The sequence below is a fragment of the Salinicola halophilus genome (genome assembly GCF_003206155.1).
GTDB lineage: Bacteria > Pseudomonadota > Gammaproteobacteria > Pseudomonadales > Halomonadaceae > Salinicola > Salinicola halophilus.
Window position 1 is genome coordinate 527,624 of sequence record NZ_PZJV01000001.1, and the last position, 24,821, is coordinate 552,444.

The 24,821-nt window shown below is 60.0% G+C and carries 23 protein-coding genes and 4 tRNA genes; 11 read left to right on the forward strand and 16 right to left on the reverse strand.

The genetic code is table 11. The features are described 5' to 3' along the window. Nucleotides 1–411, reverse strand: a complete 411-nt coding sequence (gene fliS / locus DOM33_RS02460) for a flagellar export chaperone FliS (protein WP_110665513.1) — start codon at nucleotides 409–411, stop codon at nucleotides 1–3. Between the two features lie 13 nt (nucleotides 412–424). Further along, nucleotides 425–1,831 carry a flagellar filament capping protein FliD gene (gene fliD / locus DOM33_RS02465; protein WP_110665515.1) on the reverse strand — a complete coding sequence of 469 codons (1,407 nt, stop codon included), beginning with the start codon at nucleotides 1,829–1,831 and terminating at the stop codon, nucleotides 425–427. Between the two features lie 260 nt (nucleotides 1,832–2,091). On the opposite strand from fliD, the gene DOM33_RS02470 reads away from it, so the two are divergent. The 7 genes from DOM33_RS02470 to DOM33_RS02500 all read left to right on the forward strand — a co-directional run bounded on the left by DOM33_RS02470 (nucleotide 2,092) and on the right by DOM33_RS02500 (nucleotide 7,017). Next, the gene (locus DOM33_RS02470) at nucleotides 2,092–2,592 is read left to right on the forward strand and encodes a hypothetical protein (protein WP_110665517.1); all 501 of its coding nucleotides are present in this window, start codon (nucleotides 2,092–2,094) and stop codon (nucleotides 2,590–2,592) included. 140 nt (nucleotides 2,593–2,732) lie between these two features. Beyond that, entirely contained in the window at nucleotides 2,733–3,359 is a 627-nt protein-coding gene (locus DOM33_RS02475; RefSeq protein ID WP_110665519.1) for a CBS domain-containing protein, read from the forward strand. Beyond that, a complete protein-coding gene (locus DOM33_RS02480) occupies nucleotides 3,343–4,476 on the forward strand; it encodes an asparaginase (RefSeq protein WP_239495238.1) in 1,134 nt (377 codons plus the stop codon). The genes DOM33_RS02475 and DOM33_RS02480 overlap by 17 nt, the downstream gene beginning before the upstream one ends. Before the next feature lie 25 nt (nucleotides 4,477–4,501). Further along, complete coding sequence (gene queC, locus DOM33_RS02485; protein ID WP_420820178.1) at nucleotides 4,502–5,161, forward strand: 7-cyano-7-deazaguanine synthase QueC; 660 nt, start codon at nucleotides 4,502–4,504, stop codon at nucleotides 5,159–5,161. Between the two features lie 90 nt (nucleotides 5,162–5,251). Further along, the gene (queE, locus tag DOM33_RS02490; protein WP_110665523.1) at nucleotides 5,252–5,902 is read left to right on the forward strand and encodes a 7-carboxy-7-deazaguanine synthase; all 651 of its coding nucleotides are present in this window, start codon (nucleotides 5,252–5,254) and stop codon (nucleotides 5,900–5,902) included. Then, nucleotides 5,902–6,744, forward strand: coding sequence for a 6-pyruvoyl trahydropterin synthase family protein (locus tag DOM33_RS02495; RefSeq protein WP_110665524.1), 843 nt, complete (start codon nucleotides 5,902–5,904; stop codon nucleotides 6,742–6,744). Before queE ends, DOM33_RS02495 begins: the two co-directional genes overlap by 1 nt. Nucleotides 6,745–6,765: 21 nt before the next feature. Continuing rightward, nucleotides 6,766–7,017, forward strand: coding sequence for a YkgJ family cysteine cluster protein (locus DOM33_RS02500; protein WP_110665526.1), 252 nt, complete (start codon nucleotides 6,766–6,768; stop codon nucleotides 7,015–7,017). A 39-nt stretch (nucleotides 7,018–7,056) separates the two neighbouring features. On the opposite strand, the gene DOM33_RS02505 is transcribed toward DOM33_RS02500, so the two are convergent. The 11 genes from DOM33_RS02505 to DOM33_RS02555 form a co-directional block, all read right to left on the reverse strand. After that, complete coding sequence (locus DOM33_RS02505; RefSeq protein WP_110665528.1) at nucleotides 7,057–8,058, reverse strand: NADP-dependent oxidoreductase; 1,002 nt, start codon at nucleotides 8,056–8,058, stop codon at nucleotides 7,057–7,059. A gap of 92 nt (nucleotides 8,059–8,150) precedes the next feature. Beyond that, nucleotides 8,151–9,974, reverse strand: a complete 1,824-nt coding sequence (locus tag DOM33_RS02510; protein ID WP_110665530.1) for a SurA N-terminal domain-containing protein — start codon at nucleotides 9,972–9,974, stop codon at nucleotides 8,151–8,153. 217 nt (nucleotides 9,975–10,191) lie between these two features. Continuing rightward, a complete protein-coding gene (hupB, locus tag DOM33_RS02515) occupies nucleotides 10,192–10,464 on the reverse strand; it encodes a nucleoid-associated protein HU-beta (RefSeq protein ID WP_110665532.1) in 273 nt (90 codons plus the stop codon). Nucleotides 10,465–10,641: 177 nt separating this feature from the next. Further along, complete coding sequence (gene lon, locus DOM33_RS02520) at nucleotides 10,642–13,041, reverse strand: endopeptidase La (protein ID WP_110665534.1); 2,400 nt, start codon at nucleotides 13,039–13,041, stop codon at nucleotides 10,642–10,644. Between the two features lie 205 nt (nucleotides 13,042–13,246). After that, nucleotides 13,247–14,530 carry an ATP-dependent Clp protease ATP-binding subunit ClpX gene (gene clpX, locus DOM33_RS02525; protein WP_110665535.1) on the reverse strand — a complete coding sequence of 428 codons (1,284 nt, stop codon included), beginning with the start codon at nucleotides 14,528–14,530 and terminating at the stop codon, nucleotides 13,247–13,249. Nucleotides 14,531–14,594: 64 nt separating this feature from the next. Then, nucleotides 14,595–15,215 (reverse strand): ATP-dependent Clp endopeptidase proteolytic subunit ClpP, encoded by a 621-nt coding sequence (gene clpP, locus DOM33_RS02530; RefSeq protein ID WP_110665537.1) that lies wholly within the window; start codon nucleotides 15,213–15,215, stop codon nucleotides 14,595–14,597. An 85-nt stretch (nucleotides 15,216–15,300) separates the two neighbouring features. Then, nucleotides 15,301–16,653 (reverse strand): trigger factor, encoded by a 1,353-nt coding sequence (gene tig / locus DOM33_RS02535; protein ID WP_110665539.1) that lies wholly within the window; start codon nucleotides 16,651–16,653, stop codon nucleotides 15,301–15,303. Between the two features lie 278 nt (nucleotides 16,654–16,931). Further along, nucleotides 16,932–17,006 (reverse strand) — tRNA-His (locus DOM33_RS02540). A gap of 23 nt (nucleotides 17,007–17,029) precedes the next feature. Further along, nucleotides 17,030–17,104: transfer RNA gene (locus tag DOM33_RS02545), tRNA-His, on the reverse strand. A gap of 39 nt (nucleotides 17,105–17,143) precedes the next feature. Beyond that, nucleotides 17,144–17,220: transfer RNA gene (locus DOM33_RS02550), tRNA-Arg, on the reverse strand. A gap of 42 nt (nucleotides 17,221–17,262) precedes the next feature. Then, nucleotides 17,263–17,339, reverse strand: a tRNA-Pro gene (locus tag DOM33_RS02555). A 237-nt stretch (nucleotides 17,340–17,576) separates the two neighbouring features. Here DOM33_RS02555 and folD point away from each other — a divergent pair. After that, nucleotides 17,577–18,458, forward strand: a complete 882-nt coding sequence (folD, locus tag DOM33_RS02560) for a bifunctional methylenetetrahydrofolate dehydrogenase/methenyltetrahydrofolate cyclohydrolase FolD (RefSeq protein WP_110665541.1) — start codon at nucleotides 17,577–17,579, stop codon at nucleotides 18,456–18,458. Continuing rightward, nucleotides 18,455–19,159, forward strand: coding sequence for a 5'-methylthioadenosine/S-adenosylhomocysteine nucleosidase (gene mtnN, locus DOM33_RS02565; protein WP_110665543.1), 705 nt, complete (start codon nucleotides 18,455–18,457; stop codon nucleotides 19,157–19,159). Before folD ends, mtnN begins: the two co-directional genes overlap by 4 nt. A 143-nt stretch (nucleotides 19,160–19,302) precedes the next feature. On the opposite strand, the gene cysS is transcribed toward mtnN, so the two are convergent. Beyond that, a complete protein-coding gene (gene cysS, locus DOM33_RS02570) occupies nucleotides 19,303–20,691 on the reverse strand; it encodes a cysteine--tRNA ligase (protein WP_110667446.1) in 1,389 nt (462 codons plus the stop codon). 64 nt (nucleotides 20,692–20,755) lie between these two features. Continuing rightward, a complete protein-coding gene (locus tag DOM33_RS02575; protein WP_110665544.1) occupies nucleotides 20,756–22,477 on the reverse strand; it encodes a glutamine--tRNA ligase/YqeY domain fusion protein in 1,722 nt (573 codons plus the stop codon). Nucleotides 22,478–22,792: 315 nt separating this feature from the next. Here DOM33_RS02575 and DOM33_RS02580 point away from each other — a divergent pair, with 315 nt between their 5' ends. Both DOM33_RS02580 and DOM33_RS02585 read left to right on the forward strand, forming a co-directional pair. Further along, entirely contained in the window at nucleotides 22,793–23,287 is a 495-nt protein-coding gene (locus tag DOM33_RS02580) for a peptidylprolyl isomerase (protein ID WP_110665546.1), read from the forward strand. A gap of 37 nt (nucleotides 23,288–23,324) precedes the next feature. Continuing rightward, nucleotides 23,325–24,050: a UDP-2,3-diacylglucosamine diphosphatase gene (locus tag DOM33_RS02585; protein ID WP_110665548.1), complete on the forward strand. Its 726-nt coding sequence runs from the start codon at nucleotides 23,325–23,327 to the stop codon at nucleotides 24,048–24,050. A gap of 109 nt (nucleotides 24,051–24,159) precedes the next feature. On the opposite strand, the gene DOM33_RS02590 is transcribed toward DOM33_RS02585, so the two are convergent. After that, a complete protein-coding gene (locus DOM33_RS02590; protein ID WP_110665550.1) occupies nucleotides 24,160–24,801 on the reverse strand; it encodes a MiaE family protein in 642 nt (213 codons plus the stop codon). Between the last annotated feature and the right edge of the window lie 20 nt (nucleotides 24,802–24,821).

Here is a 24,821-nt window from a genome sequence, read left to right on the forward strand (position 1 = left end):
TCAGGCTCCCTCGGCGAGCGGTGAGGAATTCTGACGAAGCTCTCGCCAGCCGGAACCGATATTATCGAGAATCGCCGCTGCGCTCTCCAGTGCCTGCGCATCGTCCTTTAGATTAGCCTGCAGTAGAAGACGGGAGACGTAGTCGTAAAGACGACCCAGGTTGCCCGAAATCTCACCGCCTTTTTCGTAGTCGAGTGCGGCCGCCAGCCCATTGTTCACGATATCTATCGCTTTGGAGATAGCCGCTCCTTTGGCCGCACGATTCCCATCTTCCATATGGAGCTTTGCGCTACTGATGGCAGCCTGTGCACCGTCGAACAGCATCACGATCAGCTGATGCGGGTCGGCGGACATAACCGCAGATTCGACTCCCACACGAGCGTAGGCGCCAGCCCCCCGTCTATTAATCATTGTCGCCTCGCTGTTACTGGTTGAGCTGCGCGTTCAGAGAATCGAACTGCTGGGTGAGGTAGCTGCTGGTCGAGTTCATTTGCGCCACCAGACTATCCAGTTGGGAAAACTGCTTACGATAGCGATCGATCGTCGAATTGATCGTCTCTTGGGTACGATTGTATCGATCGTCCAGACGTTTGAGCGAGGTGTCGATCCCGCTAGTGGAGGTTTCTAGCAGTCCGCCCTCATCTAGAATCGAGTTCAGCGTGACGTTGAAACTGTCCGCGAAGCCGTCTGCGCCATCACTTCCGCCAAAAAACCGACTGATGGCATCACTATCGCTGGTAATGGCTTCGCTGAGTTTGTCGTCGTCGACCTTGAGCTTGCCATCGAGCTGCCGCTCGATGCCCAGGTCACTTAGCCGAGACATGACGTCCGTACCAGTGCCCGCGCTCAACGCGCTACGAAGACGCGATTCGATACTGCGCATCGTGGAGTTACCCAGTAGCACCCCTGCCGTGTCGGACTCGGCGTCGTAGGACGTCAGACTATCAGCCATTGTCTGGAAGCTGTTGTATGCCGTGACGAACGCATTGACCGCCTTGGTCATCGACTCGGTGTCTTTCGAGACGGAAAGCGTTGCCGATTCGGTTGTGGCGGTCAGTTCCAGCGTTGTGCCCTGCAGCGCTCCTTCGACGGTGTTGGACTGACTCACGATATCCACGCCATTGACCTTGAGTAGGGCATTACGGGCAGGCACTTTCTCCGCCATGCCGTTCGTATCGCTGCTTTTCGCGGGGTCGTAACTAAAAGCGGCGTTCAGATTGTCATTATCGCCACGAATGGCGATTTGATGATCTTCCCCCATCTTTTTCGACGTCAGCGCTAGCCGGTAGGGCGTACCACTACCATCGTTGATGATCGATGCGGACACTCCCTTATTGGCGCCATTGATCGCATCACGTAGGTCCTCCAGCGAGCCACCGGCTATCACATCGATGGAGAATGTGGACGCGTCTTCGCCTTTTCCAACGGTGAAGCTCAGCTGTCCGGCAAGCTCCGAGTTATCTGAAGCTTCAAGCGCCTCCGATTGACTGGCATGCCCGCGGGAAGCAAGCGACTGCGCCTGCGCCAATTGCGAGACCTGGATATCGTATCGCCCTTCCACGGCATCGCCAGTCGTCGTGGCCGATATCGCATCGCCGGTAACCGAGCTTTTCACTGCGGTGAAGGTCTCAGCGTCATCGAGTTTGGTCAACGAATCGCGCAGCGACTCGAGGGAGCTTTCGAGCTTCCCGAAGGCCGAAAGTTTGGTGTTGTAGCTTTTCTGCTGATTGACGATCGGCGTCAGTTTCTCTTTCTCGGCCTTCTCGAGATCGCCAAGCAGACCGTTGAGGTCCAACCCCGAACCGATGCCTAAGGACGATATGCTTGCCATGTTGCCTCTCTCAGTTGCTGGCGCTCTTTGTACCACGCCGCCGCTAGCCGCAGTCGCGGAGAAGACGTGCTTTCCGCGGTCTAATCGACACATCGGCTTTTGGCGGGCAAAACTTTAACTGAACGTACGTTTTTCCCCGTCAAGGGCGCTGTCGAGGCGCTGCCCTGCTTCCTTGCAAGGAATTTGCCCTTCGGGTGGTCAGAGAGAGATCGGATGGGTGATCATAGGCGGCTGACAATTCGTCATTATCAGGAGCAGACATGGACGCGAACTCCCTTCAGGCCGACTACCGGATGTGGCTACGCTTTCAGCGCCAGGAGCAACTCGGACGCGAGCATCGGGCAGCCGTGCAGAAACTGGCGGAGACGGGCGCCATGGCTTCCCGAGTCACCGAGGCCTATCGCAGCATGGCGGATCGCGCCGCCAAAGAAGGCGCGAGCTATCGCACGCTTTTCCAACGTCAACGCGATGAGGGTGACAATCTCGCCTGCGAGGGTTGGCTCTTCGTCCGCCGTGTTCTCGCCGAGGGCGGCACCACGCGTATTCGAGCGACTCTTTTCGAAACCTTCACGCTCGAAGACGGCGAGATCCAGCCCTCCGCGGAGAGCCCCAAGAAGATCACGCTGGATATCTACGACGAGCTACTGGTCAGCAAGTCGATGAAGCTCGGGAGTCGCGCCGATCGTCAGGACGATGCTCGCGATACGCGCTTCATCACTTTTCTCGACAGCGTGCGTGGCGATCTCCGCCAGTACCTATAGGGTTGTTTTGAAACACCGCGCGCAAGGTTCGTTCTACGCTTGACGAAGTCGACGTCCACCGATGCCGCCTGCCGGGCGAACCTATCGGCGCTTCATCCGATCGACTCTGCGATCTTGTCATTCACCGGGGAGATTCATCGATGGCCAATACGCCACACCCTTCCAAGATTCATTTCACTACGCTCACGCTCGACAGCCTCGACAGCGTCAGCGGTATCGTTCATCCGCAGGCCGAGGCGACGCAGCAAGTGACGCTGGAAAGTTCCGCCGTTCTGCTCGTCACCGACTTCAGCGTCAGCGAACCTCATACCGTCTCCACATCGAGCTCGGTAGCGCAAGCGCTCGATGCCATGAAGCAGGCCGGCGTGAGGTTACTGCTAGCGATCAGCGCGCACGGTGACTTCACCGGTGTCGTCAATGCGCAGGAGCTCATCGGTGGCCGCCGGGCAACGCTTGCGATGCAGCAGCACCGAATCGATCGCGACGAGGTTACGATCGACATGATCCAGACGCCGCGCAGTGAACTTCATTCGCTTTCCTATACGCGAATCTCGCACGCCAGCGTCGGCGATCTGGTGGAAACACTGAAATCCTCCGGCGATCAACACCTGTTGATTACCGAACCCAATGGCGAAGGCCGCTCGCGTCTGCGCGGATTGATCTCCGCGTCCGATATCAGCCGCGCGCTGGGGGTCGATCTCAATCACCCGCCGGAAGCCCGAACCTTCGCCTCGATCTGTCAGGTCGTCCGTGGCCACGAACTCTGAATTGCAAACGGTCGGCGGCGCGGTAGCGGACGCGCCTCCCCCGGCCCAGGTGCTGGTCATCTACGCCGGCGGCACGATCGGCATGGAAGCCGGCGAGAGGGGGCTGGTGCCGGGGCGCGATTTTGCCGATCGCATGTCGTCGGCATTGGCAACGCTGCCCGTCGAGCGACGCTCAGGCCTGCCCGACTACGAACTTCGTGAGAGCCCGACACCGATCGATTCGAGTAGCGCCAAACCATCCGACTGGTCTCATATCGCCGAACTGATCGCGGCGCACTATCAGGACTACTGCGGCTTCGTCGTCCTGCACGGTACGGATACGCTTGCCTGGTGTGCTTCGACACTGACGTTTCAGCTTCAGGGCCTGACCAAGCCGGTCATTGTCACCGGCTCGCAGCGCCCTTTGGGGGTCCACGCCAGCGACGCGCTTGCCAATCTCGAAGCGGCCCTGACATTTGCCGCGTCCGACTCACTGCGTGAAGTCGGCCTCGTCTTCGGGGGGCGGCTCCTTCGAGGCTGTCGAACTCGCAAGATCTACACGCATGACACGCGGGGGTTCGAAAGCCCCAACTGTCCCATTCTTGGTGAGATCGTCGACGGCGACGCGAAACTCCACGTCGATCGATTTCTTGCCAATCAGGGAGCGCCGCGCTTCGAACTCGTGTCGCTTCCCGAGACAGCCAGCGTGGTCAGGCTGCCACTCTGGCCCGGGATGGATCCGGCATTGGTCGCGCGGTGGCTGGAGATGGAGTCGGTCCGCGGCGGCGTTCTCGAATGCTGGGGTAGCGGCAACCTGCCGGAAGATGCAGCGCTGATCGGCGTATTGGCGCAAGCCGTCGGTGCGGGCAAGACGCTGGTTGCCGTAAGCCAGTGTCCGGTGGGTTCTCTAAACGTTGGCGCTTACGCCAGTGGCGAGACGCTCAACGAAATCGGCGTTCTTTCCGGCGATGACATGACGACCGAGGCTGCCTTCTGTAAGCTCTTGCACCTTCTTTCTCAGCAACTCCCCCTGCCCGAGGTCCGACGCCGCTTTTTGACACCGCTCAGCGGCGAGCGCAGTACGCTGTCAGTCGCGCCCGATCGCGCACCGCAGGCAGAGGACGCTTCCACAGGTTGACCGTATGACTTCCCGCAAGGATTCCATGAACTCTGCTGCCGTGGTGATCTACTCCGGCGGCATGGATTCGTATACCGTCCTGCATCGCGCCATCCGGGAGGGTTATCGCGTCCATGCCCTCTCCTTCGATTATGGACAGCGCCACGCCAAGGAGCTGGAAATCGCCGCCGAGGTTTGCCGAACGCAAGGCATTCCTCATCGGGTGGTCGATATCCGGGCGATCCACCAGCTCATCGACAATTCGGCGCTGACCGACCCCGATCGAGAGATTCCCGTCGGTGAGTACGACGGCGACAACTTGGCGGATACCGTCGTTCCCAACCGGAACATGATTCTGCTGTCGCTGGCGATCGGCTATGCGGTGAACATCGATGCACCGATCTGTTTCTACGGCGCGCACGGCGGGGATCACATTCTCTATCCGGATTGCCGCCCCGAATTCGTCGAGCGCATGAATGACGTTTCAGCTATCGCCAACTTCGAGCCGGTAGAGATTCGCGCCCCCTATCTCGAGCGCACCAAGGCCGAGATTCTCAAGGACGGCCTGGACATGCGCCTGGACTACGCCAAGACCTGGACGTGCTATCTCGGCCAGGCGCGCGCCTGCGGTGAATGCGGTAGCTGTCGCGAGCGACTCGCCGCCTTCGCTCACTGGGGTGAGACGGACCCACTGCCCTACGCCTGAACGGGCGCTCCTTTTCATTTTTTGGCGCGTCGTGGTCGGGGCGCGTCACGACTCGTCGTCATTTATTGCAAGGTCTTCAACGAACTCGACATGTATAGCGTCAAAGAAGCTTTCTACACTCTGCAGGGCGAAGGCGGCCAGGCCGGTCGCGCCAGCGTCTTCTGCCGGTTCACCGGATGCAATCTCTGGTCGGGACGCGAGCAGGATCGTCAGACGGCTCGCTGTACTTTCTGCGATACCGACTTCATTGGGACCGACGGCCAGAACGGCGGTCGGTTCCAGCAGGCTGATGCCCTCGCCGACTATCTCGCCGCGCTCTGGCCATCGGATTCATCGGGGGCTAAGCGCTACGTGGTATTCACCGGCGGCGAACCGCTGCTGCAGCTGGACGCCGCGCTCATCGCTGCGATGCACGCGCGCAACTTCGAAATCGCCGTGGAGACCAATGGCACGCTGGCAGCGCCGCCGGGCATCGACTGGATCTGCGTCAGTCCGAAGGGCAACAACCCGATCGTTCAAAACCGCGGTGACGAACTCAAGCTGGTCTACCCTCAAGCGGGCGTCGATCCCTCGGACTTCCTCACGATGGACTTCGACCACTTCTATCTGCAGCCGATGGATCTTTCGTACGCGACGATCGCATCGGATCGACACCCCATGAAAGACGCGGTCGAGTACTGCATGGCGAACCCTCAATGGCGACTCTCACTGCAGACTCACAAGATCGCGGGAATCGACTGATGACTCTATTCGTTAACAACCTGACCAACGTCGATGTCTCGATCTGGTCGCCTCAGCATGGCCTGATGGGCGCAAGCTGGCATGTCGACGTCGAGCTCGATGGCGAGATCGGCGAAGATGGCATGCTATTCGACTTCGGCGAGGTCAAACCGTGGATCAAGACCCGGATCGACGCCGGCCTCGACCACACGCTCTTGGTACCGAGTCATGGCGGCGGGATCAAAGTCGAGGAGTGCCTCGAAGGGCTGCATCTCACCGCGGAGCTGCCCTATTCGCTCGACATGCGCGCCCCGCGCCAGGCGTTCACTCTCTTTCCCTGGGCGCAGATCACCGCTGAGCGTCTCGAGGCCCACATGAGTCAAGAACTCAGCAAGCGACTACCGCCTCGCGTGGAAGCGATCCGGGTACGACTACGGGAAGAGACGCCCGATGGGGCGATCTATCGCTACAGCCACGGCCTGAAACATCATTCCGGCAACTGTCAGCGAATCGCGCATGGCCATCGCTCGCACCTACGGATTTGGCAGAACGGTCACCGCAACGTCGATCTGGAGATGCACTGGGCGCAAGTCTTGAACAACTGCTATCTGGTCGATAAGAGCGACGTCGTCAGAAACCGTGATACGGACGAGCGAGTCACGGTGCGTTATCGCTCGGCACAGGGACAGTTTCAACTCCAGATACCCGCGGCGCGCTGCCACGTTCTGAACTCTCCAACGACCGTCGAGCACATTGCCGGGTGGATCGCCGACAACGTCGCTAAATCGAACGATGGCACAATACGCGTTCAAGCTTTCGAGGGGATCGACAAGGGTGCCTTGGCGCAGGCGAAAGCAGACTGACTGGCTGAGAGGATCGAATACGTGAGTTGTCGCGCTGGCTGCGGCGCGTGTTGTATTGCGCCGTCCATTACCTCGTCCATACCGGGAATGCCGGCGGGTAAGCCCGCCGGCATGCGTTGCGTGAATCTCGACGAGAACAATCTCTGCCGGCTATTCGGGCACCCCAGCCGCCCAGCGGTCTGTTTTCGCTTCGATCATGATCCCGAGCTCTGTGGCGATAGCCGGGAAGAAGCGCTGACCATCCTGTCACACTGGGAGGAAGTGACCCGCTAAAATAATGGCATTAATGGGATAACGGTATAAGAACGCAGCTTACAGTTTGACCAGCATCTTTCCGAAATTGCTTCCTTCGAAAAGTCTGATAAAGGCGTCAGGCGTACTTTCCAACCCCTCCTCGATCGTCTCGCGGTAATCGATCGCGCCTTTTTCCACGAAGGGCGCGACCTCACCGAGAAAGTCCGTGTAGAAGTCCCAGTGCTCCATGACGATGAAGCCTTCCATTCGCGCCTTGCGAAACAGCAACTGATTGATATTGCGCGGGCCGGCGCCAGCTTCGGTATCGTTGTAACGATCGATCAGGCCACAGATCGCCACTCGCGCGTGATCTCGAAGGCTAGCCAGTGCCGCCTCCATCAGTGGGCCTCCGACGTTTTCGTAGTAGACATCGTATCCCTCGGGTGAAGCGTCCTTCAGCGCCTTGGTCAGTGCATCGACATCCTTCCCACGGTAGTTGACGGCATGAACCCCGCGCTCTTCGAGCCACTGACACTTGTCATCGCTGCCGGCGACACCCACTACGTGGCAACCTGCCGACTTGGCGAGCTGGACGGCGAGCGATCCCACGGCGCCTGAGGCGGCGCTCACGAGAACCCGATTGCCTTCCTGCATCCGGGCAATGCGATTGAGCCCCGTCCAGGCCGTCATACCCGGCATCCCCAGTACACCGAGAAAGGCTTGCTCGGGCACGTCATAGTCAGGCAGCTTTTCGACCTCGTTGCCAGGAAGCTGGGCAACATCACGCCAGCCCCCCATATGGCGAACCCTCTGGCCAACCTGAAACTGCGGGTGGTTCGACTCCATGACCTCGCCCACTGCAGCACCGGACATTGGCTGACGCAGCTCATAGGGCTCGATGTAGGTCATGGCGCCACTCATGCGACCGCGCATGTAAGGGTCCACCGAGAGCCAGCGGTTCCGGATGCGCACTTCGTTGTGATCCAGCGCCGGCAACGTGGTCTCTTCCAAGGCGAAATCCTCGCGCTTGGGGAGCCCTTCCGGAAACTGCTTGAGCGTGAAATAGCGGCTCGTCGTCATAAAAAAACCCTCCCGGCTGTACGTCTGAGAACGTACAGCCTAGGAGGGTCAGTCAGGTTATGCCAAATCGTTAGGACGCTTGGAGCAACCCCTTAACGTCGCTCGATCTCCGCTTCGTCCTGCAGGGTCTGGTCGAGAGCTTGCAAGGCGTTCTGCGAACGCAGTCGCGACGCCAGCTGTGTCGGAAACGCATCACCGTCGTCGGCTTCGCCGGCCGAGACGGACTGGAGACCAATGAGCGCAATGCGCCCATCCATCGGAACCCGTCCCCAGGACACCGAATCGCTGTCGGGACGACGAAGTCGAAAGGCTTCGGTAACGACCGCACTCGGCGCCGAGACGTCGTCGCGGGTGCCGCTCTGTACCTGCTGCCAGCTCAGCCCATCGACGGACTCGCCACTACGCAATTGCCCGATCAGGCGGTCGGCGAGCTCATCCAATCGGCTCTGCGTCATTTGACGCTCGACGGCACTCGATACACGATCCCGTACTTCGGCCAGGTCGAGCGTACTGGCGTCGCGATGCTCGATGACGCGCACGACGACTCGCTGCTGCGTATCAGTCTCGATGACATCGCTGTTATAGCGATCCTCCAGCACGTCGGGCGAGAACGCCGCCGCAACCACGTCGGGATTCGACAGCACGCCGTCTCCCCCGCTGTCGCGTGAGAACCAGTCACTGCTCTGCAGTGTCAGGCCGAGGTCCTCCGCTACACTCGCGAGATCGTCCGACTCGTAGACGTCGTTGGTGAGCTGCTGCGCTCGCTCCCGGAAGGCGTCGCTGGCCTGATCCTCGCGTAGTTGTTGCGCCAACTGTTCGCGGTCCTCTTCAAAGCTCGGAATCTCCAAGCCGGTCACCTTCAACAGATGCAACCCGTAATCCGATTGCGTGATGTCTGAGACTTCTCCCACGTCCAGCGATAGCACCGTATCGACGAAGTCACCGCCGTAGTCGTCTTGGCTTGTGACGGTTCCCATCGCACCGCCCTGCTGCGCCGAACCGCTATCATCGGAAAATTCACGCGCGACATCGGCGAAATCGGCGCCGTCCTGCAACCGACTTCGAGCCTGCTCGAGCTTCTCGCGGGCTTCGGCCTGAGTGCGCTCACTGCCGTAGGTCACTAGAATCTGCGAGACGTCGCGGGGCGCCTGCTCACGCGAGCGCTCATAGGCGTCGCGCAGCGCTTGCTCGTCGATCTCGTCGTCATCGACGAGGTCCTGCTGATTCAAGACGAGGTAGTTGACCTTGACCTGTTCGGGCCGCAAAAATTCGTCTTGATGTGCTTCGTAGTAACGTTCGAGATCCGCGGGCTGCGGTTCGACCGGCGTCTCGAGATTCGCTGAGGTGAGGGTCGCGTACCGAAAGGTTCGCTGCTGCTGCTGTAGCGCTGTCAGCCGCTGGTTTTCACTCGGAAGCGCGAAAGCGGCGCCGGCCACGCCCGCTTGGAGCTGACGACGTAGCGTGTCCGCTCGGAGTTCGCGACGAAATGACGTTGGCGTATAGCCCGCCTGCGCCAGACGATTGCTGAAGACCTCGTTGGAAAAGCGACCCTGTTGGTCTTGGAACTCCGGCATCGACACGATCAATTGATCCAGCTGGTCATCGGAGAGATGCAGTCCACCATTGCCGGCGTACTGATCCAGCACCCGCTGTCGAATCATCTGGTCGATCACTTGCCCGCGGTATTGACGCTCTTGCCCCGGTGGCACCTGACCTGAGCGAATGCCACGCTGTACTTGGGTTTCTACCGCCTGAGGGTCGATACCTTCACCATTCACGGTCGCGACATCGTTACTGCCGGCCGTGAAATACCCCACCAGTGACTCTGCGCCGAAAAGCGCAAACGTCACGATAATGGCACCCACGATGAGCTTGGCTACCCACCCCTGGGAACCCTCACGAATTCTTTGCAGCATGCTGTCCTCGCATGTCGGTTGCTCGTTATTGCGCTCGCATCGTACAACGTCGCGATTGTCACAGACACCCTGGACACGAAGGAGTCACTCTCGAACGCTATCACGATGCATAAAAAAAGCGCATCGCGAAGCGATGCGCTTATCTTGGTCGAAATCGATCACAAGTCGAGAGTACGACGGTCTCGCTTACGATAGTCGACAGCCAGCACGGTCAACCTCAGTTGACGGCGTCTTTCAGCGCCTTGCCTGCCTTGAAGCTCGGTACTTTCGCAGCGCTGATTTCGATCGCCTTACCCGTCTGCGGGTTACGGCCTGTACGCGCGGCGCGCTCCTTGACCGAAAACGTCCCGAACCCTACCAAAGCCACGGAATCCCCTTTCTTCAGGCTATCCGCAACCGATTCGATCATGGCATCCAGCGCACGAGTTGCAGCGGCCTTCGGAATATCGGCGGACGCGGCAATGGCTTCGATTAGCTCGGATTTATTCACACTTCACCCCTTGACTGTATACGAAATTGACAGGAATCGATGCGCAGTCATTGAATGCGATCTCGACCACAACAAGTGCGCATTTTATAGCAATGCGTCATTCCTACTGTCAATCGAGATCGCCAGAAAAACCGCGTCACATCGGGCCTCACGCTAAAATTGCCTGCCTTAAACATGTCAATGCGTACTGACGTTGGCCTGCGAATTCTTGACATCTTCGGCGTTCTTCTCTTCGCCTTCGCTCCCGGGTACCAATGCTACCGACAGCACATCATCGATCCATTTGACGGGGCGAATGTCCAAGGCATTCTTGATGTTGTCGGGAACTTCTTTCAGATCGCGGCGATTTTCTTCCGGAATGAGAACGATCTTTATACCACCGCGCCTGGCAGCCAGCAATTTCTCCTTCAGCCCACCGATTGGCATGACTTCACCGCGCAGATTGACCTCACCCGTCATCGCGACGTCGCACCGGACCGGACGGCCGCTATAGGCCGACACCATCGCCGTCACCATACCCACACCGGCGCTAGGGCCATCCTTGGGCGTCGCGCCTTCAGGAACGTGAATGTGCAGGTCCTCTTTCTCGAAACGTTCGGGGTCGATACCGAACTGCGACGCCCGAGCGCGAACGACCGTTTGCGCCGCGCCGATGGACTCTTTCATGACATCACCGAGCGAGCCGGTCTTGTTGAGCCGACCTTTGCCAGGCGTGACGACGGACTCGATATAAAGCAGCTCACCACCGACGGACGTCCAGGCGAGTCCGGTCACGCGACCCACCTGATCCTCTTGGTCGGCGAGCCCATAGCTATGACGACGGACGCCGGCGTACTGGTCGATGTCGCCGGCGGCCAGCGTTTGCCCGGACTGCGCACCCTGGCCCTTCTCGGTTTCGACACGCTCACGCAGCACTTTACGGCATACCTTGGCCACTTGGCGCTCGAGCTCTCGGACGCCGGCTTCACGGGTGTAGTAACGAATCAGCTCGAGCACTGCCTCGTCCGCGAAGCTCAACTCCCCGTCCTTGAGTCCGTTGGCCTTGAGCTGCTTGGGGATCAGGTAACGCTTGGCGATCGCCAGCTTTTCGTCTTCGGTATACCCCGGTAGACGAATGATCTCCATACGGTCCAGCAACGGCCCCGGAATGTTCATCGAGTTGGCCGTACAGATGAACATGACATCCGACAGATCGTAATCCAGCTCGAGGTAGTGATCGTTGAACTTGTCGTTCTGCTCCGGATCGAGAACTTCCAGCAGCGCGGAAGAGGGATCGCCTCGATGATCCATGCCGATTTTGTCGACTTCATCCAGCAAAAATAGCGGGTTACGTACACCGGCTTTGCTCATGCGCTGAATCAGCTTGCCCGGCAGAGAACCGATATAGGTACGCCGGTGGCCGCGAATCTCCGACTCGTCGCGCACGCCACCTAGCGCCAGACGAACGTAGCGACGATTGGTTGCCCTAGCGATGGATTGACCCAGCGACGTCTTGCCGACACCCGGCGGGCCCACCAGGCACAGCACCGGCCCCTTGAGCTTTTTCACCCGCTTCTGAACCGCGAGATATTCAAGGATTCGCTCTTTGACTTCGTCGAGACCGTGATGGTCTTCGTCCAGCACCCGTGCGGCATGCGGAAGATCATGCTTGACGCGCGTACGCTTCTTCCATGGCACGGAGAGCACCCAGTCGAGATAGGAGCGAACGACTGTTGCTTCTGCCGACGTCGGGGACATCATCTTGAGCTTGTTCAGCTCTTGAGTCGCTTTGTCGACAGCATCTTGCGGCATCCCCGCATCCTTGATGCGTTGCTCGTACTTGTCGGCCTCGTTCGGCGTATTCTCGAGCTCACCCATCTCTTTCTGGATGGCTTTCATCTGCTCGTTGAGATAGTACTCGCGCTGAGACTTCTCCATCTGATCCTTGACGCGCGAGCGAATTCGCTTCTCGATCTGCAGTAGATCGATTTCCGATTCGATCAGCGCCATCAGATGCTCGATTCGATCGCGAACGCGATCCATCTCGAGCAGTTCCTGCTTATCGTCAATTTTCAGCGAGAGGTGCGCGCAAATCGTATCGACCAGTCGGCTGGGGTCTTCGATCTCCTGGAGTGACGATAGAACTTCGCTGGGGACTTTCTTCGACAGTTTGACGTACTGCTCGAACTGATTCAGCAGTACTCTTACCAAGGACTCCTGCTCACGCTCGCCGAGTGGCTCGCTATCCCGCTGCTCGAAATCGGCGGTGACGAAATCGTCGGTTTCGTGAATTTGACGGATGTCCGCTCGATAGCTGCCCTCGATCAGCACCTTGACAGTGCCATCGGGCAACTTGAGCAGCTGCATGATTTCCGCGACCGTCCCTACCTTGAACAGATCGTCCGCGCCCGGGTCGTCCTGCGCGGCTTCACGCTGCGCAACCAAGAGCACTCGCTTGTCACTTTCCATCGCCGTTTCCAGCGCCTGGATAGACTTTTCGCGACCCACGAATAGCGGGATTACCATCTGGGGATATACCACGACGTCTCGAAGTGGTAACAGGGGGAGCGTGGTCGTCTGGTCTGAGCTCTGCGCCATTACAGCATTTCCTCGGCTTACAATAGGATGAGTGAGCCACCAGCGCGGCAATAAAAAAGTACTCGAGCCTTAATGAGGGCTGCAGCGAACGGTTACAAGTCGATGAACGACCGGCAGGCGAGATTGTCTTGCGCGCATAGCAAGAAGGGGGCAGTAAGCCCCCTTCATTATCGGCATCGTTCGTCGATACCCTGACCGCGCTCGCTCAGCCGTCCTGGTTGGCGACTCGCCCTTCCTCTTTCTGGGAGTAAATCAGCAGCGGTTCGCTATCGCCGGAGATGACGGAACTATCGATGACGACCTTACTGACACCTTCGAGAGAGGGCACGTCGTACATCGTCTCGAGTAGTACGGCCTCGAGAATGGACCGAAGGCCACGCGCACCGGTCTTGCGAGCCATTGCCTTGTGGGCCACGGCGCGAAGTGCGTCATCGCGAAAATCGAGCTCGACCCCCTCCATCTCGAATAGCCGTGCATACTGCTTGACGAGGGAGTTCTTTGGCTCGACCAGGATCTCGATCAGGGCTTCTTCGGTCAGCTCGGTCAGCGTGGCGATGACCGGAAGGCGCCCGACGAACTCTGGAATGAGACCAAATTTGACCAGGTCTTCAGGTTCGACGTTGGCAAGCACATCGCCTACACCCTTCTCGGTATCTTTACTCTTGACGCTAGCATTGAAACCGATGCCGCCCTTCTCGGCGCGATCGCGGATGACCTTGTCCAAGCCGGCAAATGCACCGCCGACGATGAACAGGATGTCTCCGGTATCGACCTGAAGGAACTCCTGCTGCGGGTGCTTGCGGCCACCCTGAGGCGGTACCGAGGCCGTCGTGCCCTCGATCAGCTTCAAGAGAGCCTGCTGCACACCCTCGCCGGAAACGTCACGAGTGATCGAGGGGTTGTCTGACTTACGCGAGATCTTATCGATTTCATCGATATAGACGATCCCTCGCTGAGCCTTCTCGACATCGTAATCGCACTTCTGAAGCAGCTTTTGGATGATGTTTTCGACATCTTCACCCACATAACCTGCTTCCGTGAGCGTCGTTGCATCGGCGATGGTGAACGGCACGTTCAGCAGCCGCGCCAACGTCTCGGCCAGCAGGGTCTTACCGCTACCGGTAGGACCGATCAGCAAGATGTTGGATTTACCCAGCTCGATGTCGTCGCTCTTGCCACTACTGCTGCGTAGACGCTTGTAGTGGTTGTAGACTGCGACCGAAAGGACCATCTTGGCGCGGTCCTGGCCGATCACGTAGTCGTCGAGCGTATTGCGGATCTCGCGCGGCGCAGGCAGCCGATCTTCATCGCCTTCGGCGTCCGCCTCGAGCACCTCTTCACGGATGATGTCGTTGCAGAGATCGACGCATTCGTCGCAGATGTAGACAGACGGGCCGGCAATCAGCTTACGCACTTCGTTTTGGTTCTTACCGCAAAACGAGCAGTAAAGCAGTTTGCCGCTATCGTCTTTGCCTTTACCGTCGGCCATTCGTGTACCTCGTCAGGACGGTGACGACGCGCGTCACCGTGTGAAACCTTGACTCAAAACGCTATCAGGATACCGGACGCTTATCCAGTTTGGCGTCGATAAGGCCATACTCGACTGCCTGATCGCCGTCCATGAAATTATCGCGATCCGTATCCTGCGCGATCTTGTCGATGTCCTGCCCGGTGTGGTGTGCCAGGATTCGATTGAGCTTCTGACGAATGGTCAGAATCTCTTTCGTATGAATTTCGATGTCCGACGCCTGCCCCTGGAAGCCACCCAACGGCTGATGAATCATCATACGCGAATGGGGTAGGCAATAGCGCTTGCCATGAGCACCACCAGCCAGCAGCAACGCCCCCATGCTTGCGGCCTGACCAATACAGACCGTGGAGACATCCGGCTTGATGAACTGCATGGTGTCGTAGATCGACATGCCGGCCGTCACCGAACCGCCGGGCGAATTGATGTAAAGGTGGATGTCCTTGTCCGGGTTCTCGGATTCGAGAAACAGAAGCTGCGCCACGATCAGGTTAGCCGTGTAATCTTCGACCGGACCGACCAGAAAGATGACGCGCTCTTTGAGCAGACGGGAGTAGATATCGTAGGATCGCTCACCCCGAGCGCTCTGCTCCACCACCATCGGCACCAAACCGCCGGCATTGCTGATATCGAATTGGTTTTGCATCGCGACTTCCTTACATCCGGTAATTGTCAGGCCCATCGACTAGAGACCCGGCCGCAGCCGGGTCATCGTGATTACCAAACGCCATTCAGGCTTTGGAATCGCCCTCTTCTTCTGCCTCGTCCGCCTCTTCCTCGGACTGCTGGGCCGCCTGAAGAGCTTCACCATAGCTCATGCTGACGTCTTTCACATTGGCCTGCTCGAGCAGCTTGTCGACCGCCTTGTCTTCGAGCACGGCCGATTTGATCTGGTTCTTGAGCTCGTCGTTCTGCAGGTACTGTTCGACGACCTGTTCCGGCTGCTGATACTGACCGGCAAGCTCTTCGGCGCGGGCGCGGATCTCGTCGTCCGTCGCGTCCATTTCGTGCTGCTTGATCAGCTCGGCGAGCAGCAGACCGATCTTCACGCGAGTCCGCGCCTGATCGGCGAACAGCTCGTCGGGCAGCTGGCTGACGTCGAAGTCTTCACCGAGGCCGAACTGCTGAGCCGCCTGACGCTTGAGGCCATGCGTTTCCTGAGAGATCAGCGACTGCGGTACGGTCAAGTCGTTGGCTTTCTGAAGCGCGTCGAGCGCCTGCTGCTTGACGCGATTCTGGGTCGCCTGCTTGACCTCCCGCTCCATGTTGCCTTTCACTTCGGCGCGGAATTTCTCGGGATCGCCGTCTTCGACGCCGAACTCCTTGATGAACGCTTCGTCGACTTCAGGCATCGTTTTCGCCGACACCTGGTGAACCTTGACCTTGAAGGACGCTTCTTGACCGGCGAGCTGCTCGGCCTGGTAATCTTCCGGGAACGTCACCTTGACCACGGTATCGTCACCCGCTTTCACACCGACCAGTTGCTCCTCGAAACCCGGAATGAGCTGATTGGAGCCAAGTTCCAGGTCATGGCCCTCTGCCGCACCGCCTTCGAAGGGCTCGTCGCCGAGGAAACCTTCGAAATCGATCTTGACCTGATCACCCATCTCAGCTGCCCGGTCGACCGGCTCGAAAGCGGCGCGCTGGCTCTGGAGGGTCTCGATCATCGAATCGATGTCGGCCTCGGTGATCTCGGCCTGCGGACGCTCGATCTCGGTGCCCTCGATGCTCTGAAGCTCGATCTCCGGATAGACCTCAAGCGTCGCCACGAACTCGAGATCCTTGCCGTCCTGGTTGACGGTGGGCTCGATCGACGGGTCACCGGCCGGGTTGAGGCTCTGCTCGGTAATCGCACGGACGTAATGCTGGCGCATCATTTCGCTTACGACTTCGTTACGGACATCGCCACCGAAACGCTGACGCACGACGGACATCGGGATCTTTCCCTGACGAAAGCCATTGAGCCGAACGCGCTTGGCCGTGTCCTGAAGACGCGAGGCAACCGCTTGGTCGACCTCAGCGGCCGGAACCTGCACGGTGATGCGACGTTCGATCTGGGAAGTCGTCTCAATGGAAACTTGCATAGATGATCCTCTACCGACGGGGGCGTTCTGTGATTACAGCGAAAAATAAAAGGGCGATTCTATGAATCCCCATGCCCACTGGCAAGCGGGCCTGCCGCGTACATGGGTCTCGAAGCCGTGGAATACAAGGGAGAGAGGGAAAAATCACGCGACTCTACCGCATTCTTACCACTCGCGTTAGTGACGGACTGCGTCCTGCGCTCGATCAGCAAGCACATGAACCGGCCGTGAAACGACGAACAGATAGACGCGGAGAAAAACAACAGAAGGAAAAGAAATGGGGTGGATGATGGGGATCGAACCCACGACCACCGGAGCCACAATCCGGGGCTCTACCACTGAGCTACATCCACCATTTCTTGAGCAGATCGTCGAATGGGGTGGATGATGGGGATCGAACCCACGACCACCGGAGCCACAATCCGGGGCTCTACCACTGAGCTACACCCACCACTACGACGATGCTTCGAGACGCTTTCCACGATTGCCGTGGCGCGCCCAGCAGGACTCGAACCTGCAACCTACGGCTTAGAAGGCCGTTGCTCTATCCGATTGAGCTATAGGCGCGTTCCATAACCGACGGCATCTTCGTCGACCGCTGCTTCACCGTGGTCGGGGTAGAGGGATTTGAACCCCCGACATCCTGCTCCCAAAGCAGGCGCGCTACCAGACTGCGCTATACCCCGAACGACCGTAAAACCGAGTCGGCGACGCTACGAGCCCCTCGATGCGCTGCGTATTCTACGGATCCTTTCAGCACCGTCAAGCCCTTACGTGAATTGGATGCCCTGCCGAAGGGTCTGGAGAAAAGCCGCCGAATGACCCTTTGACGCAGCATGGTTCGTTGACTGCGCCACGGAGCGTGCCAGAATTGCCACCTTTGTCGGGCGCTGCTCGCCCTCGCTACTCAGAAAGGAAAGTCGATGACCGCTCAGTTGATCGACGGCAAACGTATTGCCGGTGCCATTCGTCAGCAGGTGAAAGTCGAAGTCGATCGTCGACTCGAAGACGGACGTCACCGCCCCGGATTGGCGGTCATCCTCGTCGGCCACGATCCGGCCTCGGAGATCTATGTCAGTCACAAGCATCGCGCTTGCGAGAACGCCGGCCTCCGCTCGTTCAGCCATCGCCTCGAAAGCGATACGTCCCAACAGACGCTGGAGCGCGTCATCGACGAGCTCAACGCCGATGCAAGCGTTGACGGCATTCTGCTTCAGCTGCCCTTGCCGGCTCACCTGGATGCCAACCCGCTGCTCGAGCGCATTCGTCCTGATAAGGACGTCGACGGCTTTCATCCCTATAACCTGGGCCGCCTGACACAGCGTCGCCCGTTGCTGCGGCCCTGCACGCCCAAGGGCATCATGACGCTCCTCGAGCAGAGCGGCATCGACCCGCGTGGGATGGACGCCACCATTGTCGGCGCGTCGAATATCGTCGGACGCCCCATGTCCATGGAACTGCTGCTCGCGGGCGCGACGACGACCATCTGTCACCGCTTTACTCGGGATCTCGAGGAGAAAGTACGTCAGGCCGATCTTCTGGTGGTCGCTGCCGGCAAGCCGGGCCTGATTCAGGGTGAGTGGATCAAACCCGGGGCCGTCGTCGTCGACGTCGGCATGAACCGCCTCGACGACGGCTCTCTCGTGGGTGACGTCGACTTCGAACCGGCCGCTGAACGCGCCGCCTGGATCACGCCGGTACCCGGCGGCGTCGGACCGATGACCGTGGCCACGCTATTGCAGAACACGCTTCACGCCGCCGCTCTGCACGACGACAACCTGACCGACAACGTGGAGCCCTCATGAAAACACTGGGTATCATCGGCGCCATGGAGCAGGAGATCACCCTGCTGGCGTCACGTCTCGACAACGCCACGATCGAACACCACCCCGGCGCCAGCTTTCATCGCGGCCGTCTTCATGGCATGGAGATCGTTCTGCTGCAGTCGGGCATCGGCAAGGTCAACGCGACGATCGGCACTACGCAGCTGCTCAACCACTACGCCCCGGATGCCATCATCAATACCGGCTCGGCCGGCGGCTTCGGCGAAGCACTGGAGGTGGGCGATGTGATCATTTCCCGCGAGGTGCGCCATCACGACGTCGACGTGACGGCCTTCGGCTACGAGATGGGCCAGGTGCCGGGCTTGCCGCCAGCCTTCGTCGCCGATGCCGGCCTGGTCGATACGGCGCGAGAATGTGCCGAAGCCCTCGGAGAGATTCACGTTCATGAAGGACTGATCTGCACCGGTGATAGCTTCATGGCAGATCCCGCACGCGTCGAGAGGACCCGAGAGCATTTCCCGCAGATGCAGGCCGTCGAGATGGAAGCAGCCGCCATCGCCCAGACCTGCCACCGTTTCGACTGCCCCTTCGTGGTCATTCGCGCCCTCTCCGACATCGCCGGCAAGGAGTCGAACCTCTCCTTCGACGCCTTTCTCGAGCGCGCAGCGACTCACTCTGCCGAAATGGTCGACGCTATCGTCGCTCGGCTCGCCACGGCCTAAGGCGGCCATGGCCGCCTTCGCCAGCGCCGATCGGTCGCAACGACCTCACGCAAAAAGCCCCGCCGAAGCGGGGCTTTTTGTTTAGCGCGGAAGGCGGCGCTCGCCGAACGCGGCTTCACCGCGGCGATGCCGGGCTTCCTACATCAAGCGGTTGGCTCGAAGCTCCAGCGCGTGCCCTCACGCGAATCCTTGAGCACCACGCCCAGTGCCGCCAGCTCGTCTCGAATGCGATCCGCCTCGGCAAAGTCACGGGCTCGCTTGGCCTCGTTGCGCGCCTCGATTCGCCCCTCGATCTCGGCTTCGTCAAGTGGCAGCGACGCCGCGCCCGCCTTCAGGAACGCTTCCGGCGAGCGCTCGAGCAGACCCAGCACGTTCGCCAGTCGCTTGAGCTCCTGCCCCATCGCGCCGGCGCGGGCGGGATCGGCCTCGCGCAGTCGATTGATTTCACGAACGAGGTCGAACAGGACCGCAAGCGCCTCGGGGGTATTGAAGTCGTCGTTCATCGCCGCCGAGAAGCGTTCGGCATACGCGCCCTGTACATCGCCTTCCACCGCAGGAATACCGTCGAGCGCGTGATAAAAACGTTCCAGTGATCGCCGCGCCTCGTCGAGCGATTCGGGCGCGTAGTTGATCGGGCTGCGGTAGTGACTGGATATCAGCAGGTAGCGCACGACTTCCGGATCATGTACCTCGAGCACATCGCGAATGGTGAAGAAGTTGCCCAACGACTTCGACATCTTCTCGTGATTCACTCGCACGGCGCCTGCATGCATCCAGGTATTGACGTAGGTCTCGCCGGTGGCCGCCTCGCTCTGCGCGATCTCGTTTTCATGATGCGGAAAAGTGAGATCGGGCCCACCTCCGTGGATATCGAAGGTATCGCCAAGGCAGCAGGTCGACATCGCCGAGCACTCGATGTGCCAGCCAGGACGCCCCTCGCCCCAGGGTGAAGGCCAGCTCGCCTCTCCCGGCTTGGCAGCCTTCCAGAGCACGAAATCGAGTGGATCTTCCTTGTGACTATCCACGTCGACCCGGGCACCGGCCCGCATCTCGTCGAGATTGCGGTTGTTGAGCTTGCCATAGCCCTCGAAGTGACGAACGCGATAGTAGACGTCTCCGTTATCGGCCGCGTAGGCGTAGCCGTTACCGATCAAACGCTCGATCATCGCCAGAATGTCAGCGACGTGCTCGGTCGCCCGCGGTTCACGGTCCGGCCTGAGCACGCCGAGTCGCCCTTCGTCTTCGTGCATCGCCTCGACCATGCGATGGGTCAATGCCGTGATGGACTCACCGTTCTCCTCGGCGCGCTTGAGGATCTTGTCGTCGATATCGGTGATGTTGCGCACGTAGGTGACGTCGAGCCCGGTCTGCCGCAGCCAGCGGGTGATGACGTCGAAAGCGACCATGACGCGCGCATGTCCCAGGTGACAGTAGTCGTAGACCGTCATGCCACAGACGTACATGCGAATCTTGCCGGGCTCGATCGGCGCAAGCTCGCTCTTGCGCCGGGTCATCGTGTTGTAAATCTGCAACGCGCTCATTCCTCGTCCTTGCTAACGCCCCTGGGGTCACTCTCCAACAACTGCGATCCTTGGGTCACGACTGCGCCCCCTGGGCCTGCTTCTGCTGAATCTTGGCCCAGGAGTCCTTGAGCCCCACCGTCCGGTTGAATACCAGCTTGCCGTCGCGGCTGGCGTGGCGATCGGCGCAGAAATACCCCACGCGCTCGAACTGGTAGCGCGATTCCGGCGTCGCTTCCGCCAGCGACGGCTCCGCGATGCCTTCAACGGTGACCAGCGATTCTGGATTCAAGTGCTCGAGGAAGTCGGCATCCTTGTCACGATCCGGCGCCTCTTCGAGAAAGAGATTGTCGTAGAGGCGAACTTCGACCGGCACGCCGTGTTCGGCGCTGACCCAGTGGATGACGCCCTTGACCTTGCGGCCTTCCGGGTTCTTGCCGAGGGTATCGAAGTCGACGCTACAGTGAAGCGCCTCGATCTCGCCATCGTCGCCTTTCATCACGTCGTCGCAGCGAATGACGTAGCCGTTACGCAGCCGCACTTCCTTGCCCGGCGCCAGACGGAAGAACTTCTTCGGCGGCTCTTCCATGAAGTCGTCGCGATCGATCCATATCTCTCGGGTCAGCGGCAGGCGACGGGTTCCCATATCGTCGCGGGCCGGGTGGCCGGCAACCTCGAACGACTCCGAGTGGTCCGCTGACACGTTGGTCAGCACGACCTTGAGCGGATTGAGTACGCACATCGCCCGCGGCGCGTTGTCTTCGAGATCGGAACGTATCGCGAAATGCAGCATGGCGATGTCGACGACGTTCGCCGCCCGGCTGACGCCGGTCATGTCGCAGAACTTGCGCAGCGAGCCCGGGGTATAGCCGCGACGTCGCAGCCCGGAGATGGTCGGCATCCGCGGATCGTCCCAGCCGTCGACCACACCCGAGTCCACCAGCAGCTTGAGCTTGCGCTTGGAGGTCACGGTGTAATTGACGTTCATCCGCGCGAACTCGGTTTGCCGCGGATGTGACGGCACCGGCAGATGGGCCAGGAACCACTCGTAGAGGGGACGGTGATCCTCGAACTCCAGCGTGCACAGCGAGTGCGTCACGCCTTCGATCGCGTCCGACTGCCCGTGGGCGAAATCGTAGGAGGGGTAGATCTTCCACTTGTCGCCGGTCTGATGGTGATGGGCATGTCGAATGCGATAGAGGATCGGATCACGCAGGTTGATATTGCCCGCCGCCATGTCGATCTTCGCCCGCAGCACCTTGGCGCCCTCGTCGAACTCACCCAGGCTCATCCGCTCAAGCAGATCCAGGTTCTCTTCGACGCCACGGTCACGGTAAGGGCTCGGCCTACCCGGCTCAGTGAGCGTACCGCGATACTCGCGAATCTCATCGGGAGAGAGATCGTCGACATAGGCCAGTCCCTCTCGCACCAGGTGCTGCGCCCAGGCGTAGAGCTGATCGAAGTAGCTCGAGGCGTAGCGAATCTCGCCGCTCCACTCGTAGCCCAGCCAGGCGATGTCCTCGCGGATCGAATCGATGTACGCCTGCTCTTCCTTCGCCGGATTGGTGTCGTCGAAGCGCAAATGACAGCGACCGCCGAACTGCTCGGCGAGACCGAAGTTCACCCAGATCGACTTGGCGTGACCGATGTGAAGGAACCCGTTCGGCTCCGGCGGAAAACGCGTCACGATCGTCGACGCCTGGCCCGCTGCGATCTCGTCGCGGATCTGATTGCGCAGGAAGTTGGGGGCGGCGTGTTGAGTTTCACCGTCGTTATCGGCGCGGCTTTCGACGCTCATGGAATGCAGGCAACCTCTGTGGGGAAAACGAAAGTTCGAACACGCGGGTTCGAGTGACAGTGCGAAGTTCAGGCGGTGACGCAAAAAGCGCCGTGGCGGAAGACGCTGGCAGGCGCAGCAGATGTCACCGTGGCATGGCCAATGGGAATATGCTGCACAGTAACATGCGTCGCCGGGCGTTTCTTAGGTGCGTTTTTCCGCATCCGACAAAGCGCGTTATTATAGCGCCGCGCACGAACAGCGCCATGCATCCGCACAATGCCAGGACTCGGCCATGCGGGTGCGACACGCTTCGCTCCCGGACCAGGAATGACCATGATCGCTCTACAGACCAACTACGGCACTCTCAAGCTCGAGCTCGATTACGACAAGGCACCCAAGACGGCCGCCAACTTCGAGCAGTACGTTCGCGACGGCCACTATGACAACACCCTCTTTCACCGCGTCATCGACGGCTTCATGGTTCAGGGTGGCGGATTCGATACCGATTTCGAGCAGAAATCGACCCGCGCGCCGATCGACAACGAGGCGGACAACGGCCTGACCAATCAGAAAGGCACGCTCGCCATGGCGCGCACCCAGGACCCGCACTCCGCCAGCGCGCAGTTCTTCGTCAACGTCGCCGACAACGACTTCCTCAATCATCGCGACAAGAGCCTGCAGGGCTGGGGCTACTGTGTCTTCGGTCGCGTCGTCGAAGGCATGGACGTGGTCGACAAGATCCGCCAGCTGCCGACCGGCCGCCGCGGCATGCACAGCGATGTGCCGGTCGAGGACGTGATCCTCGAGCACGCCGAAGTCATCGACTGAATCGTCACCCTCTTCCAGCCATCCATCGAGTCATGCCATGCAACTGCTGATCGCCGATCTTCACCTGCAGCCCAGCCAGCCCGAGATCGCCCAGGCATTCGTCGATTACCTGCGCGGCCCGGCGCGCGAGGCCTCCTCCCTGACCATTCTCGGCGATCTGTTCGAGGCGTGGATCGGCGACGACTGCCGCGGCGATTTCGAACGACAGATGATCGCCGAACTGCGGGCGCTGCGCGATGCGGGCACGCGACTGGCGTTCATGCACGGCAATCGCGACTTCCTCATCGGCGAGGACTTCGCCGCCGACAGCGGCTGCGCGCTGCTGGAAGATCCGACGACGCTGGAGCTCGCCGGGCAGCACGTGGTGCTGATGCACGGCGACAGTCTCTGCACCGGGGACGAAGCGTACATGGCATTCCGCCGTCAGGCCCGCGACCCGGCGTGGCAGGCGCAGATTCTCGCCATGCCGGTCGACGAGCGCCTGGCATTGGCCAAGCAGCTCCGCGAACAGTCCGGTGAAGCGAATACCAACAAGGCGGAGGACATCATGGATGTCACCCCGAGTGCGGTGGTCGAGACGCTACGGGATCACGACGCTCGCGTGCTGATCCACGGCCATACGCATCGCCCCGCGGTCCATGATCTCATCGTCGAGGGCGAGCCGGCCAAGCGCTACGTGATCGGTGACTGGCGCCCCGGGCAGGGCTGGCAGCTGCGAGTCGACGGGGATTCGATGACGCTGGAATCCTTCACCCTCGGCTGATCCGGCGGTTCTCGAGGGCGCACATCGTGCGCCCTCCTCTCATCATCTCCCCACGGATCGTTCCACGCTTCCCTCTCGGCCGGTAAACGTCGACGTCGGCACGCACGGGCTAGGATTCGGCAGGCACCCCACTATGAAAGCGAAACGTCGCGTCGTCGCTTTCGATCAGCTCGCGCTCGAACTCACCGAACTCGGCGATCCGCGCCTTGACGCCATCGCGATCGGCGTAGCGCTCGGCAAGGGATAGATAGTCCTCGAAATGTCGCCCTTCGGAGCGCACCAGCGAGCGATAGAACTTCGCCAGCGTCTCGTCGAGATGCGGAATGAGCCGCGCGAACCGCTCGCAGGAGCGCGCTTCGATGAAAGCCCCGACGATCAGCGTATCGATCAGTCGCTGCGGCTCCTGCTTCGACACGTGCTGGCGCAACCCTTCCGCATATCGAGACGCCTGGAGATGCGAGTAGTCGATCCCCCGCTCTTCCATCAGGTTGATCACCTGCTCGAAGTGCAAAAGTTCTTCGCGGGCCAGCTGCGACATCTTGTTGAGTAGCTCCGGGCGATCCACGTAGCGAAACATCAGGCTCATCGCTGTCGAGGCCGCCTTCTTCTCGCACTGGGCGTGATCGATCATCAAGAGCGCAGGATTCTTCATCGCCGCCTCGACCCAGCGGTTCGGAGTCGGGCACGGCAGGAAATCGAGCAGCTCGGCAGGCAGCGACGCATCGGTCGCGGTGTCGGTATAAGCGGTCATGCATCTCGCCGATTGAGTGG